A 15,986-nucleotide genomic window follows, 5' to 3' on the forward strand; every position below is an offset into this window, starting at 1 on the left:
TTCAAAAGTCGCGCTCAAACACAGAACCACAAGTCCGATAACGCACAAAACGACCAGCGTAGACCGCTGCTCGTAACTGATGACCGTCAACGTCAAGAGTCCGCCACATAAGGCGACGCTCAGCCAGCGAAGCAATTGGATTTCGTGATCAGAGGCTATAGGAATATCTATCGTTTGGACGTCGTTTGCCATTGCCTACTCCCAAGATTGTCATGGGAGGGTGCAACAAACATGCCAAGAACCGCTTAACGAGCCACCTACTGACAGTAGCTTGGAAGCGGAAGCGTCGATTGCGCCTCCGACGTTTCGAGCGACGCGTAACGACCCGTTGAAAAGTGCGTGCAATCGCGACCCAAACCAGCTGTGACGACAGCACCCGCAATGTCTGTCCCGTTCGCAAAGCAAACTCCGACGTCACGGTTGTAGGTGTGCTCGTCGCTTAGCCAGCACTCCACTCCGGCACCGAGGAAGTTCTTCTCAACGAAAGCCTTGGCAAGTCTACCGGCATCTTCCGATCTCTCAGGTGCGTGAAGGCCCTCAAGCCGAATTCGCTCTTGGCCAACAAGGATAGTGTCACCGTCTATCACGCGGGTTATAGAGCCACGGACAATCGAGTAACCCTGCGCATCATAAGCCGCTGCATCAGGAAGCTGGTCGGTTGAGGCTTTGGGTAAATCTGACAACAGAGGCACATCCACGGAAATATCTTCCGTTCCAAGATTTTCCGGAGGCTCGGCCACCAGCCGTTCCATGGTCAGGTCTTCCATCGTTTTGACGTCCAGCGCGAAAACAACCCGCCGCGACAACGTGCGATCTTCCTTGCCTTCGCTGTCCGTTACTGGACGGGACGAGGAATATCCTACAGCGGCCAGCCTAGACTGGGCCCACTGCTCCAGCGGGCTTCCAACGGTGTAATCGAGGCATCGCCGGAATACATTTGCCGCGCGTCTTTGGCTCAAATCGAGGTTGTTTCTAAATGCTACTGCGGGCGTCGCAGACGCCCATTCTGAAGATGCATGACCTTCGATCTGGATGTTGCGAAGAGACCCGTCAAATTCCTGCAGGGACTGAAGCCACGGCACACAGAAACGCGACAGGACTTCGTCGAACTGAGGACGGATAGCGTCTTTACCTGGATCGAAGAGAACACTTTCTGGGAAAACAACGTCCCCATTATCGAGTATCTGCCCTCCCATTTGCGCGATGAGGTCGCCGGCTCGCTCACGGATGGCGTCGGCAATCCTCCTCCCCGAGGTGACCTGTGCTTTGCGAATCTGATCTACAGATTGGACCAGAGTCTTGAGTTCTTCGGGGGCGACACCAAGTGCGGCATATTCGGCGAGTTCTTCTGATAATGCCCCTGCGTCGGCCGCTTCAAATGCCAGGCGCTTCACCTGCTCAGGAGTCAAACCAGTTTCTTCATACTGGTTAAGCTTATGTGCATCCTCCAAAAGATCCTGCGGCGACGCATGGGCGACCTCGACCAGCGAAGCAAACTCTTCAACTTGTGTGAGGTCGGCCAGCTTGCGTTGGGCGTCTTGGGGCAACTTCGCAGAAGCCTCGGCAATCGACTTGATCGTTGCTTCATCGAGAAGTCTAATCCGGTCAAGCATCTCAGCAACTGGCAGTTCAGGATATTGCTGCAAGACTCGCAACGCGTCTCGGACCCTATCTTGCCCTCCAGCCTCGGCGACGAGTTCCTGGAAAGTCTTTAAATCGGTCAAATCGCGACCGAGACCTTCAAGCTGCTTTTGATAGATAGTCGCGGCAACCCTTTGGTTCGGGGTAAACTGGTCGTAAAAGACCAGCGCATCTCGTGTGCTCTCGCGCCAGAGGCCGAGCAAGAGCAACAGAACGAAACAGATCAGCATAAAAGCTTCCGCCGCGGTCAGACCCATGATCGTCCCGCGTCTGAAATTTGCTTCACGCGGTTGCGGCGCCTGCATTCGGTAATTCCTGCTTTCCTGACAATTATAGCGTCTGCGGGACGTCCGCCCTTGATGCCAGCGAAGCCTGCAGCCGGCCGATCTGGTCTAAAATCTGCCGTTGTATTTCCGAGTTCGCGTTCTGATGGCTTTGCAGTTGTTTCGTGTAGAGCTCGATCGCAGAGGTCACATTGGAAAGGCTGCCAGCTACCTCGCGCTGATCGATTTGCGCTTGTGAAGCCAGCACACGAAGAGCATCCGCCCGACTTTGAAGTTCGGCCACGAGTCCTCCCAGCTTGAGGGAAAGGTCGGCAACACTCTTTTCCAACGCAGCGGCAGCAGGATCTACACTAGTGGTCACTTTGGTGATGGAACCGATGAACGATGCGGTCGAGCTTTCAATTGCTTTCAATGAGGTGTTCGCGAGGTTTTCGCTGTTTTTGGCGACGGCGTTCGCTGTTCCTTCAAGTTGCGCTACGGCTGTTTGCGACAAACTCGAGAGGGTTCTGCTTACTTCGGCTACTTGGGTCTCGACCTGTCGGCTAAACTCCAAAATTTGGGCTGTTGTTGTTTGGAGGGCTTCCTTAACCGTGGCCAGCATCCTAGACGTCTCATCCTTGACCGCAGAACTGGATGCATCGATGGCGGTCGCCAAGTCAGCTTGTGCTTTCGTCCGTGAAATCTCGGACGACGACACTGCCAACGTTGCATTTTCTGTCACTTCGTTCGTCATTTTGATGAGCTGTGCTCCGACCGGTTTAAGCGCCCCCTTGAATGAAGCAAGCATCTCATCGTGGAGTGACTGTGCTGCGAACGCATTGGACTTTGCGAGTTCCGCATGATGCTCGTTGAGCGATTGTCGGATCTCAACGCCGAGATATTTTATGCCACGAATCGTATCAGCAAGTTCTGCTCGAAACTGGCGCATAGCGTCGTTAAGCGTCAATCTCGCCTCGCGGTCGCGCGCTACGAGATCCATACGGAACTGCAGGAACATCACGCGCACAGCCACGCCAACGATTGTGGAACTAAGCGCAATGCCAAATCCCGCGATGACCTGGGCGATGAACTCGACCTTCGCGTCGTTTCCGCTGAGTTCATATAGGGTGAACGAAAGCGAAGTCAGAGTAAGAACGAAGCCTAAATAGTAGGCGTTGTCCCCGACCTGATCACTTTCCAGCTGAACTCTCGGCAAGAAGTAAGCGAGTAGCGCGTAAATTAAAATAACCGCAGCTGAGAACGCTGCAGGCACCCAGACATCAAAATGGTAGAGCTTGAGCGTCAGACTCCCGGCAATCCCAACAACAAATGCAGCAGCCAACAAGAACTTGTCTGTCGAGTCGGAACTTGTCGACTGATATGTCGATTTAACTCGGTAATCGGCCATATCAGAGATCCCCCACTCGCTCGTATCTGATCTTCGATGCACCTTGAGCGTCGAAATACCGCGCCCAGAAATCCTCAAGTTCAGGTTGGAAGCCCTCAAGAATGGGGATCTGCATCAGCTTCACCTCGAACCCTGACAGGCTCCGAGCGAGACGCTGATCTCCGCCGGCTGAGCTAAACGACGTCCAATTACCGCCTTCGTAAAAGCTTAGCTCTCCACTGTGCTGCGCGAGATTAGAGAAGATTACTAAAATCTTGTTTTCTCCGACACTCGCTGTGTCCGGAATTCGTGAAAGAAATGTCTGCAAGTCTTCCATGATCGGCGACGAAGGAGCCTCAGAAACGACCATCAGGGACCTCAACATCGAGTCGAGAGGAGCCTTGAATCCATCCTTGTAGGCTTGGTCAACCGCCGCGATGTTCTGTATCAGGCCGTTCGCCTCGTTGGCAGAAGGAGGTTTACATATCGAGAGATACTCTTGCTGCACTACAGCCTCATCTGGGGAGATGACGCCCAAACTGATGCGCGTGCCAGCAGCTGCCGCTTCCACGAGATCCTCGATCTTTGTCTGTGCAAAGGAAAGCTGTCGGATCGTAACAGGGTCCGTCTTGTCCACGAGGATCGCTAGCTGCCCCGTCGGTCCGCTCAAAGGACAAAGCGTTTGTGCGTCCAGCTTGGTGACATTCTGGGCTTGGAAATAGAAGTAACCTATACCTCCACCTAGCGTCACTGTCCCGACGAAAAGAAGAACAATGAGGGCTATCGTCGAGCCCGAGGTTCTCGACGAACGGCCAAGCTTCTTTCTTCTCATTGATTGTCTCCACCCGACCTACGTTCGGACTCGAAAAGGTCGCCATTTTCTTCCGCAGCCCTAGTCGGTGCGCCACTCGGATTAGTTGGAACAGTCCCTTCGTCAGCGGTCGTCGTTTTCTTCCGAGGCGATGCCGACCTCTTCTTGGTGGCAGCAGCTTTTGGAGCCGGCTTCTTGACTTGGTCGTTGCTTTCTTCGCTACGCTTAGCCGGCTCAGGCTCAGGCTCAGGGTTATCCGACACTGGTGTGGAATCGGCAGGGAAGAGCTCGTCCAAATCTTCAATCGATCTTGTGAACCGATGGCTGTCTTCGCCAGAGCGCTGCTCAATGCGTCCAGCCTTGATATCCTGCACGGTCGGAAAAGCCTGAAGTGACCTCTTCTGGGCTTTTGTCAATTTCTCTACGCCTACGTTGACCAGATCTTCCATTTTTCTGATCTCAACTTCGACGAATTCGACATTCAGGCTCTCCAGCTTTCTATCGGTGACATCAGCATCCCCGAAGGAGAAAACTTCGTTGAAGTATTCCGGTGGAGGCTCTTTGCGGCTTGCCAGGTTTGCCTCGCGGTAAACGGCAAGCAACTGGTTCGCCGCCCCGTTGGTAGTGCGCAAGAAAACCCTCAGCCCGTCAAGCATAGCTCCCCTAGAGTCAAGCGCATCCACCGCCGATCTCAAGTTCGCACGCCTCGTATCAACTTCGGAACGGAGTTCTTGAACAAGGTCTTTAAACTCCTTATCCATCGAAGCGTGGGCCTCACCATAGCTGTGCGCGTAATCATCGATAGCACGCTCGACGGAGTCCCAAAGAGCATTATAGCCAGGAAGCGGATCAGCCGAATAATAACCTTTCAAAAAGCTTGAGAGCGTTACGATTAAACCAATCAAAAACAGCATCCAAGAGTCAAGTGACGACAACTCGAGCGGCTTTGCAATCAAAGTAGAAATCGCGAGCTTCATCGCATCGTTCCATGAATTTGCTTCGAGAGCGTCACGAAAATGCGCAACAGCGAAGTTGATCGTAAGCGAAACAATTATCCATATAAAAATACTACCAAAACCCAGGAGCGCACTGCTAAGGCCCTTTAGGTTTTTATGACGCGCGTAAAAGCCTGCCAAGTATCCAATAAAGACGTTGATCGCCGAAATCATACCGGCCTGAAGCACTCCCCCTACCAAGCCGAGTTCATTCCTCTTCGCAAAAAACTGCGCGTTCAGAATGCTTTCTAGCAACAGCATGAATGTCACGAATAAAACTGTCAAAAGCATGTTGGAGTGCGCGGCGGGTGGCCCGACGACGCCATGCCGCAAACGAAACGCATCCAACTTTTGCTGGCTTTCCTTCACACGTATCAGTGCGGTCTCGAGTTGGTTTCTATAGTCTCCTTCCAACCGTTCAAGCCCGTGCGCAGCATCAGCGATCTTAAGCTTGATATTCGACGTATCTGAACGCGCCTCCGAGACGCGTCCTTTGTAAGTGCGCAGCTCGTCATCAAAGTTGTTAAGAGCTTCTTTCCGAAGCGATTCCACCTCGGCGACTGCATCCAACTCAGCCTTTGTCATCGTCTTTTTGTCTGCGCTAGGAATTTCCTTCCCACCATCATCCGCGCCACGCCTAGCCAATCGGAGGCGCTTTGCCACCAGGTCGACGTCAACGTTTGGAAACCTCTCCAAGGATGGGTCGAAACGGTTACCGCTACCGCGAAGAAAACCTAGCACCCTGACCTCGTCATTCTGCTTCTCGGGCCTTTATAGCTACACCAGCAACACAGGTATGGGCAACATCCGAAGGTTAGCCCCGAAGCAGCCGCACTAATGTATCTACCCGTTTCACCGGTTTCGTCTAGGATCGGATATTTTCAGCTTGACTTGGAAGATCTTGGTTTTCGTCGAGGTTGCGTAAGAAATTGTTTATCGATTTCAAACGATGGGGCCTGGGTAGGCTCGCCTTGCTTCACCAGAAGTCTTGGATCGCGAATGGATATTGGTGATCGAACGAGGCGCCCCAAAAACTGGTGAACTCGTCACCGCCCGAACAGCTTCCCGGCTGCAAGGCGTCCTGCTTCCCAGATCCCAGACGCACCACGGGACAGTTCCCGCGACAGTGAACCGCTAGTTTCGGCACCGGTGATCCTTCGACGGTTGCGTTGTGTTGCCAAGGCATCCGACGCGCCATTCGCTATCGCTGCGGTCAGTTGATCCAAGTTCCAGATCTGACCTTCGGCGACGATGGGAATCGCCTCGCGGCAGGACAGGTCGGCGCAGATCGCGGCGCTGACAGCTGCGATTGTGGTCTGCGCCTCAATTGGCAGAAGGTGTTCGGGATAGGGCCAGTCTGGAAGCAGCTGGTCCACCGCGTTCGCAACGACTGTTATGGGCGGCACCCGTCGCAGCGGGCGCGTCGCGAAGGCTGCATCGACCATCTGCAAAAGCTCGACATCCGGCGCGCGTGCGGGACGGTTGGCCCGTAAAATCCAAAGGACTTGGTCGCATTCCAAAACCTGCGAAAGCAGCGACTGGGCTGTTTCGTCCGTTCCGTCGATCCCCCTGCTGTCGATCACGGAATAGGTCATTCCTTCAATTTCTATCGTATGGCGCGTCAGACCGGGGGTCGTGGGAGCCATATCGGTTTCGGCGATGGCGCTTCCCGCTAGGCGGTTGATCAGCGTGGATTTTCCTGCCGAGACCTGACCGATCACCAGCAAGCGTATCGGCTCGTCCGGTTGTGCGAGCATCTGTTTGTCAAGGTCGGCAGACCCGAGTTCGATCTCAAGCAACTCCTCATCTGTAAAGCGCAAATGGCCTGCGTGCAGGTCGACCGCCGCGCGCGCGACCTCTTCCAGGAGGATCTGCTGGACGATGGCCACGCTGAAATTCCTGAACTCACCGCCGTCGCCACTACTGGTCACGGCCGCCTGGATCTCCTGCAGGATGGCGGCGGGCGGGTTGGAGAGCAAACGCTTCGCACGCCATGCCCATCCCAATGCGGTCGCGCCGTGCGTGAACCAAGCCTTGTTTTCCCATGTCCATAGGATCGTCTTCAGGCTGACGCGGTCGGAAAACGGCACCATGTCATGCAGGTTTCGGCGCAGGCGGATCAGCACGCGGTCGGCCAGCAACAAGGCTTCGGGGATCGAGAAATCCAATGCCCCCTTCTGACCCGCAGACAGCCTCTGTGCCGCCTGCTCTACCAGTTCCAGAGCAAGCGGGCGCAGGTCGTTCCAAGGGCGGGGCTCCCTTGGAATCCCTGCGCATAGGCTTTGAAAAACCGCCAGTTCGCGTGCGGTCCATTCGGGGTTAGCAGTGACGATTGGCGAATGGTCGCCATCGACAGGTGTGGCAACCCGCTGTTGCCGCATGCGACCTAGCAAGAGAAGGGTAAGCCGGAGCAGAAGGATCAGACCAAGCGTGATCCCGACGAAGGGCACTAGCCAGTCATGCTCGGCCAGCCAGAGAATTCCCAGAACCACCAGCGCCAGCCAAGGCAGGGCGTAGATGATCACAGCCAGAAGGGCCGGGCTACGCGCGACACGTTTCAGAATCTTGTCAACCGGCAGCATCGTCGCCGTCCTTGATCTCGGCCTGCGAGAAAGCGGCGAGGTATCGATCCCGAAGCGCCTGCTCGTCCACGGTGTGTCCTGCCTTTGTATGATACATCCAGTAGGCTGCGGCCCGCCCCACCCCATAGGTCGATGCAAATCCATAGCCTGCCGTAAGGACGGGCACAGCCGTCTGGCCCACCACCGGAATCAGCCCCGCAAGGCTGCGACCGGCGATGCCGATCAGCGCGCCGCCCACGACGCCTGTCCCAAGAGCCGAGAGGAAGGCCACCAGCCTGCTACGATCCCACGGCAGGCCGTATCCGTTCGCCAGTGCTGTCACCAAGGCCAGTTGCAGGGCAGGGGCGGTCGCTGCCCCCACCACGGGCAAGGCACCAGACGCCGTAGCCATGCCCGCGTAACGCAGGACGGTCGCACGGTGAGCCAGAAAAGCGGCTTCTTCTGCGTTGCCTGCCTTTTGCCGGTCCATCAGCATCGCGACAGAGGGCAGGGTCGTGGCCAAGGCTTGTTTCAGATGGGAAAGATTGGCCTTCGACGGTGAGGACAGATCCAGTTCCAGCCATGGCAGCGTCGTCTTTGCTGCCTTCTCGAACAAAGTCTGGTTCGCCGATCTGATCCGCCCGCGCTCGGCCGCGTCTGGCACCCGGTCTTCGGCGGTGTGCAGGATGACAACGGGAATATCGGGTTTCTTGCGGACAACCTTGGCCAGCGCATCGGCAACGTTGCCCTGCACCGGATCGTCGAGGCGTGACAGCACGAGGATCATTTGCGACACGTCGCCGTTGGACGCCAGATCCTGTTCCGGTCGATAGCCCGCCTCACCCAAGCCGCGCGTATCGAGGAAGCGCAGCACGGGATCTTCCGGGGGGAAGTCGTAAGCGTCCGCCGTGCGCGTGCAGGGAACGAAGCCATTGCCGATCTCGGCGGCATTCCGGCCAGTCATGGCCTGAACGAGCGATGACTTTCCGGCCCCGGTCTTTCCCAGCAACCACAGGACCGGGACCGACCGATCCGACGGCGATGGTGCATCCGCAGTCTGACCATCACTTCCCCAAAGCGCTGCCACCCCATCCGTCACGGTGGACCAAAGATAAGAGGGGGCGGCCGCCACATAGTCCAGCGCGGAACGGGCGGTTTCGGTCCAGCCGCCCGCCGCCTTCTGGAAGATCCGGTCCGTCCGCGCGATGGCCGCAAGTTCAGCATCGTGTAGAATACCATCCGCCGCCGCGATTTCGGTCAGGAAGGAAAGAAGCTCGACCTTCAGAGAATCGAAATTGCAGTCGGGGTTGTCGCGTTTGTAGACCGCCAAGGCCTCTGCAATCTCGTCTACGCTGCGGCCCTCGGCGCTGTGTTCAATCACCGGCAAGGCGGCGGCAACATAGGCCGGATCGAGACCCCACTCTGCGACGAAGTAATCCGCGATTGCCGCACGCTCGGCATCGTCTACCTCTTCCGCCTCGCGCGCCACCCGGATGGCCAGAGACGCCATCAGGTCGAAGAGAGCCGCCCCCAGCACGTCGATGGGCGTATTGATGAAGGCTGGCACCTTCTGGACCCGTGTGCCTTCGTAGCTTCGGAAAAGTCGGAGGACGCCGTAGCAAGCCGCGCCACTGGCGACGGCAGCACCGACGACCCAGCCAACCGGCGTGACCGCAGCACCGATACCAAGGGCGGCAAGCCAGCCGCCGCCGAAGAAAGTTCCTGCGACTGCCGACGAACTCGCTGCCAGGCCGCCCGCCGTTGCGGCGGTTCCGATCTGCCAGAGATCGCCGACCATCCGCGCGGTCTGCAGGGACGCAAAAGCATCCTCGCCAATCCCGAGCTTCGCCTTGAACTTCAGCGGCTCGGCAACGACGCGATCCACACCTTCGAAACGACGGGTTTCGTCGGGAATTGCCGAAGCCAAGATTAGGCCTTCACGGCGGCAAGTTGCGCCTGAAGGGCTGCAACCTTGGTTGACCAAGCGGAGGACCGGAAATCGGACAATGCCCCCATCGTCAGGCCTGTCGCCAGCATGATCGGACCGACGAAAGCCGCAAGCAAAGGTCCCACCAGCGGAATGGTCCCGACAATCAGGGTAACGATGGAAGCGACTGCGACACCGAAAAGGATCCCCGGGAATGTCGTAACGATCTCGATTGCGACCGAAAGGATCTTGCGACCGATAGCAACGACAGTTGATCCAACCGTCCAGGTGACATTTGCCAGATCGCGAAGCAAGGCTTTGAAATCCGCCGATACATCAAGTTGATCGATGTGGGCGGTCAGTTTCCGCAGGGGAAGCGACAGGTTCAATTCTTTCAAAATCTCTGCGTTTTCCGAATTCTCGTGGTGTGTCTGTGACATTAGAGCATTCCGTGTGAATAACGCATTTAAACGGGCACATCTGTTCTCGCCAAGAGAAATGTCCGCCTCGGCCAGCCGTTGGCCTTCAGGTTAAGGGTGAGGACTGTGTGGAGCACCTCGCCATTCATGCTCTTAAACGGGCCCGCCGTTGCCATGAACCTGGATCGTCGGTCAAAATCATCACCAACATTTTGACGAGTTATCAGAATCTCCATGGCTCAGACCACAGGCAAGGGTGAACGCCCTGCTTCTATTGACACTTGTGGGAAGCGTTGGGACCACGGAACCAAGGGGCCGCTAGGCCGCTGGACTGCCTTGCTACAAAACGTTCGCCCAAGAAATTTCCCTTTTTGAATGTGAGCAATTTTCCTTTTGTGTGAAGCCTCCTCGAGAGAAGGAACTCTTGTCGCGCCAGCAAGAGCCATCGCGCAGGATGACCCGGCTCGCCGACAATCGTTCGAGGGCTGAAACGAGTTCAGAAGCGTCGTAATTGTGTCCGCGGCTTTCAAACGCCACACTAGCTGTCAGTTCGTGAAGCAGTTCCCGCATACTAGGACTTGCGACCAGCTCTCAAAGTAGGAGCTCGCATCAGAGACCCAGTCAAATATATGGTTTTGGACACACCATATAAGGGTCAAAGGGGCAAGCGCGCTTATAGCCTATTCTGTTGCGGAACTATGGTCAGTGCCATAACGTGTAGATAGTATTCCTCATAACTAACTGGCCTTCATGCCTTTCTTCGGTTTCTTGCGCTCAAAGGCTGGGGACAAGGCCCCCTTGTTGGAGCGCTGTCTTTCCGTCGATCTGGAGGTCGACCCGAAGACAGCCACGATTTTCGATCTTGCTGCTGTCCGCCATGGGTCAAGCCCTCCAGTTGTTGCGGTGCTGGCCAGACTCGCGCAATCGCTCGACCGGCTCGAAGCGGCGCTCGAAGACGCGGATCATATCATCGGCCACAACATCCTTCGCCACGACATCGAACACCTGCTGGCCGCCCGCCCGAGGCTTCGTGCCAAGATGACGGCGCCCATCGACACGCTGTGGCTGAACCCGCTGGCCTTTCCGCGCAATCCCTACCACCACCTCGTGAAGCATTATCAGGACGGGCGCTTGCAGGCGGGGCATGTGAACGACCCCGAACTGGATGCGCGGCTGGTCTTCGAAGTGCTGGACAACCAGATCGCGGCACTCAAGGCCCAGCCCCCCGATACCCTCTTGGCGTGGCACCATCTCGTGACACGGACGGACCGCTCCGAAGGGTTCGACGCGGTGTTCCGCGAGGTCCGCAGAGCATCGGCTCCCGATGAGGCGACCGCCCTGTCGGCGATCCGAAGGCTGCTAGACGCGCAAGCCTGCGGGGCGCAGGTCGATACAGCACTGGACGGGCTGCGAGACAGGCAAATGGCCTGGCCAATGGCCTATGCTTTGGCGTGGATCTCCGTCTCTGGCGGGGAATCCGTTATGCCGCCTTGGGTGCGGGCCTCGTTCCCGCAGGCGGCGCTGATCGTGCGTGCGCTGCGCGACACGAATTGCGGCAAGCCTTCGTGCCAATGGTGCGCGACCATGAACGACCCCAAGGGTGCGCTGAAGAAGTGGTTCGGCTTTCCGGCCTTCCGCCCCGAACCGACCGACGCCACGGGCCGCCCGCTGCAAGAGGTGATCGTCGAGAAAAGCATGGCGCATGGCCATGTGCTTGGCATTCTTCCGACCGGCACGGGGAAATCGGTCTGCTATCAGGTTCCCGCCCTCAGCCTTTATGAAAAGACCGGCGCGTTGACGGTCGTGATCTCGCCGCTCGTTGCCCTGATGGCCGATCAGGTTCAGGGGATGGAGCGCGCGGGCATTTCCTCGGCCGTCACGATCAACGGGATGCTGTCGATGCCTGAGCGGCAAGAGGCGCTGGATCGCGTCCGGCTGGGTCAGGCGGCTATCCTGCTGATCTCGCCCGAGCAGTTACGCTCGGTCTCGGTCCGGTCGGTATTGAAGCAGCGCGAGGTCGGGCTTTGGGTGCTGGACGAGGCGCATTGCGTCTCGAAATGGGGTCACGACTTCCGGCCCGATTATCGCTACATTGGGCGCTTCATCCGGGAATTTTCGGGGGATGCGCCAATCGCGCCCGTGCTATGCCTGACTGCCACGGCAAAGCCCGAGGTCGTGCGCGACATCACCGATCATTTCCGTGATCGGCTCGGTGTCGAGCTGGGCCTTTTCGACGGCGGGGCGACGCGGACGAACCTGACGTTCTCCGTCTTGCCGACAGGCCGTGAAAGCAAGCTGGGCGACATCCTAAAAGCGATCGAGGATCATTTGCCCGAGGGGCGCTCGGGCGCTGTGGTCTATTGTGCAAGCCGGAAAGCAACTGAAAGGATTGCAGAACATCTGAAAAGTCAGGGACTGGCCGCAGCCCACTTTCATGCAGGACTGACTGCCGAAGAAAAACGGACCGTGCAGGAAGCCTTTCGCATCGGCGACTTGCGGGTCATTGCGGCGACCAACGCCTTCGGGATGGGAATCGACAAGCCCGATATCCGGCTTGTCGTCCATGCCGACATTCCCGGTTCGCTCGAAAACTACCTGCAAGAGGCGGGGCGCGCCGGACGCGACCGACAGCCCGCCGACTGCGTGCTGCTTTACCATACCGACGATGTCGAACGGCAATTTACGTTGACCGCCCGCTCGCATCTGAAACGGCACGAGATCGGTGCGATCCTGAAAGCACTGCGCCGGATCGACGAACAGGGCCGCAACGGTGGCAAGGTGGTTGCGACCACGGGCGAGATCGTGCGCGAGGAGAAGGACCGCGAATTCGTCCGCGACAGCGCGACAGATGACACACGGGTCAAGACGGCGGTGTCTTGGCTGGAGGAGGCGACGCTCGTCGCCCGCGAAGAGAACCGGGTGCAGGTGTTTCCGTCATCGCTGCGCGTCCGCACTCTGGCCGAAGCGGAAACCCTGCTGAACAAGCCCCATATCACCAGCACGCGGCGCAAGCAGCTTCTGGACATCGTGCGCCACCTGATGAACGTGCCCGCCGATCAGGGCGTCTCGACCGATGAACTCACCGGGATCGCGGGCCTGACCCACCGCGGGCTCGCCAAGGCGATGGCCGATCTCGAAACGCTCGGCGTGGCTAAGAATGACATCGCCATCACGGTTCAAGTCCATATCGGGATCGAGAACGCCTCGCGCCAACGCTTCGCGGCGGCCAGCGCGCTGGAACGCGGGCTGATCGGCACGATGCGCGAACTCTCACCCGAAGCCGATGCCCATGGCGGCGGCCATCTCGACCTGACCCTCGCCAGCCAAAGACTGCGCGAAACGGGGAACGCCAGCGCGGGCCCCCACATCCTCGAACGCCTCCTCCGCAGCATCGAACGCGACGGGCGCGACGAGGATGGCGGCCAAGGCAACATCCGGCTGCGCAAACTCTCGGCCAAGACGCTCGAGGTCACTTTGCAACGTTCGTGGCGGGTGGTCGAACAGACGGCGGCCCTGCGCTGGACGGCAGCGGAACGGTTGCTGGAATTCCTCATTTCCAAGACGCCGCCCGGCAGCCGCGGCAAGGATATTCAGGTCGAGACGACACTCGGCGACCTCATCGCCACGCTGAATGGCGATGCGGTGATCCGGGCTGCGGGCATCAAGGACATGACCAAGCTGATGGAGCGTGGCCTCCTATGGCTGCACGAACAAGAGGTCCTGACGCTGGGCAAGGGGCTGACCGTGTTCCGCTCGGCCATGACGATCCACCTCAACCCCGAACGGGGCCAGTTCGCGGCCAAGGACTTCCTGCCCCTGCAAGAGCATTACCGCGAACAGACCGTTCAAACCCATGTCATGGCCGCCTATGCCGACAAGGGGCTGGACAACATCGCCGAGGCGCAGCGACTGGCGCAGGATTACTTCGCCTTGGATCAGGACCGCTTCCTGCGCCGCTGGCTGCCCGGAAAAAGCGTCGAGATCCGCCGCCAGACCACCGGCAAGGCGTGGAAACAGATCGTCGATGACCTCGGCAACCCTGCCCAACAGGACATCGTTGCCGATGACCGCGAGGAGACCAACGTCCTCGTGCTCGCCGGTCCGGGATCGGGCAAGACGCGGGTGCTGGTGCACCGCATCGCCTATCTGCTGCGCGTCCGGCGCGAGGACCCGCGGGGTATCCTCGTCCTGACCTACAACCGCCACGCCGCCGCCGAGATCAAGGCCCGCCTGCGCGGTCTGGTGGGTGAGGATGCCGCTTGGGTCACCGTCTCGACCTGCCACGCACTTGCGATGCGTCTGGTGGGGGCAAGTTTTGCCGGTGCCGCGACCGAGACGCGCGACTTCGACGCCGTCCTGCAAGACGCCGTGCGCCTGATCAACGGCGAAGGTCTCAGCCGAGCCGAAGCCGAAGCACAACGCGAGGCGCTGATCCAGGGCTACCGCTGGATTCTTGTTGACGAGTATCAGGATATCGGCCCCGACGAATACGCGCTGATCGCTGCCGTTGCGGGGCGTTCGCTGGAAGACCCCGACCAGCGGCTCAGCCTCTTTGCGGTGGGGGATGACGACCAGAACATCTACGCCTTCAGCGGTGCGTCGATTTCGTTCATCCGCCAGTTCGAACAGGATTACCGCGCCAAGCCGAAATTCCTGACCGAGAATTACCGCTCGACCCGCTACATCATCGACGCGGCCAATCAGGTCATCGAACCGGCGCAGGGCCGAATGAAGGCGGGCCACCCGATCACCGTGGACAAGGTTCGCAGCCTGCATCCCGGCGGCGGGGTCATGGCGACCTATGACCCCGTGGGGCGTGGCCGTGTGCAATTCCTCGACGTGGCGGGCGATGATGTCGCTCAAGGCGTCGCGGCGGTGGATGAACTGGTGCGCCTGTCGCATCTGGACCCGAACTTCGCATGGTCGCGCACGGCCATCATCTCGCGCGACTGGAAGCGGCTCGCCCCCGTGCGGGCCTATGCCGAAAAGCTGGGCCTGCCGGTCGAGATGGCCAATGAAAAGCTGCCCAGCGTCTGGCGCATGCGCGAGATGCAGCGACTGGTGACGGGCCTGCGCGAGCAGCCTTCGGTGATGTTGACGATCCAGAATATCCTCGAAGTCCTGAACCGCCACCGCCCGACCCGCTGGACCGACCTGATCGCTGAAGGCATTGCCGACCTCGCCCGCGACCTTGGCACCAAGACGATCCCCGTGCCGGACGCGATAGAATGGCTCGCCGAATGGGCACGCGATGTCAGGGGCGCGCAGCGCGGGTTGCTCCTGCTGACCGCGCACCGCTCCAAAGGTCTGGAATTCGACCATGTCGTCATCTTGAACGGCGGCTGGCAGGCACTCTCGCAGGGCGAGGACGGCGAGGCCCCCCGCCGCCTCTTCTACGTCGCCATGACCCGCGCACGCCGCAGCCTAGCCGTCGTCACCAGCGGTGCCCATGCCTTCGTGCGGGCCGATAGCGAAAGCGAGCTCTTGCGCAGGGTCGAGCCACCCCGACCGGCTGATCTGCCAGAACCGGACCAATACCAGCTGCCAGACATGGGAGTGGTCGACCTTTCCTACGCAGGCCGAGTTGCAGACTCGAGCCCGTCGCTGGCGGCTATTGTGGCGACCGAAGTGGACGCACCCGTGACCCTCGACCATCGAGAGGGCAAATGGATGATCCTTGACACGAAGGGGCGGGTCCTCGGGCGTATGGCGTCGAACTGGGACCCTCCGCGGGGAACTCAACTTGTCTCAGGAAAGGTGGGTGCCATCGTCCGCTGGACCAAGGCCGACAATGAGGAGGCGTTTCAGACCTACATCAAGCGCGGGGAGTGGGAGACGGTTCTTCCCGAGCTGGTGTTTCGATAGAGCGTTGGTGCCTTAAAGTTGGGTCGCCTTTGGTCGGAAGAACTTGGGCGTTCGCGGAGGTCTTAACATCGGCAGTTTCGGCCCAAAGCAGCCGTTCCTAAATGGCACCTGATCATG

At 58.8% G+C, this 15,986-nt stretch carries 8 protein-coding genes; 1 reads left to right on the forward strand and 7 read right to left on the reverse strand.

The window, feature by feature from the left end:
- Positions 1-257: 257 nt before the first annotated feature.
- The 7 genes from H7F16_RS01085 to H7F16_RS01115 all read right to left on the reverse strand — a co-directional run bounded on the left by H7F16_RS01085 (position 258) and on the right by H7F16_RS01115 (position 10,025).
- The gene (locus tag H7F16_RS01085; protein WP_185795711.1) at positions 258-1,898 is read right to left on the reverse strand and encodes an OmpA family protein; all 1,641 of its coding nucleotides are present in this window, start codon (positions 1,896-1,898) and stop codon (positions 258-260) included.
- Positions 1,899-1,971: 73 nt separating this feature from the next.
- Entirely contained in the window at positions 1,972-3,312 is a 1,341-nt protein-coding gene (locus H7F16_RS01090; protein ID WP_185795712.1) for a hypothetical protein, read from the reverse strand.
- Between the two features lies 1 nt (position 3,313).
- Positions 3,314-4,123 (reverse strand): hypothetical protein, encoded by an 810-nt coding sequence (locus H7F16_RS01095; protein WP_185795713.1) that lies wholly within the window; start codon positions 4,121-4,123, stop codon positions 3,314-3,316.
- Positions 4,120-5,760 (reverse strand): hypothetical protein, encoded by a 1,641-nt coding sequence (locus tag H7F16_RS01100; RefSeq protein ID WP_185795714.1) that lies wholly within the window; start codon positions 5,758-5,760, stop codon positions 4,120-4,122. The genes H7F16_RS01095 and H7F16_RS01100 overlap by 4 nt, the downstream gene beginning before the upstream one ends.
- Positions 5,761-6,143: 383 nt before the next feature.
- Positions 6,144-7,679 carry a GTPase gene (locus tag H7F16_RS01105; protein ID WP_185795715.1) on the reverse strand — a complete coding sequence of 512 codons (1,536 nt, stop codon included), beginning with the start codon at positions 7,677-7,679 and terminating at the stop codon, positions 6,144-6,146.
- On the reverse strand, positions 7,666-9,585 hold the full coding sequence (locus H7F16_RS01110) for a TerB family tellurite resistance protein (RefSeq protein ID WP_185795716.1): 1,920 nt from the start codon (positions 9,583-9,585) through the stop codon (positions 7,666-7,668). The genes H7F16_RS01105 and H7F16_RS01110 overlap by 14 nt, the downstream gene beginning before the upstream one ends.
- 2 nt (positions 9,586-9,587) lie before the next feature.
- The gene (locus tag H7F16_RS01115) at positions 9,588-10,025 is read right to left on the reverse strand and encodes a hypothetical protein (protein WP_185795717.1); all 438 of its coding nucleotides are present in this window, start codon (positions 10,023-10,025) and stop codon (positions 9,588-9,590) included.
- Positions 10,026-10,754: 729 nt separating this feature from the next.
- On the opposite strand from H7F16_RS01115, the gene H7F16_RS01120 reads away from it, so the two are divergent.
- Positions 10,755-15,869: a RecQ family ATP-dependent DNA helicase gene (locus tag H7F16_RS01120; RefSeq protein ID WP_185795718.1), complete on the forward strand. Its 5,115-nt coding sequence runs from the start codon at positions 10,755-10,757 to the stop codon at positions 15,867-15,869.
- The last annotated feature ends 117 nt before the right edge of the window (positions 15,870-15,986 follow it).

Origin of the sequence: Paragemmobacter straminiformis, from assembly GCF_014243445.1 — a bacterium.
Lineage (GTDB): Bacteria > Pseudomonadota > Alphaproteobacteria > Rhodobacterales > Rhodobacteraceae > Paragemmobacter > Paragemmobacter straminiformis.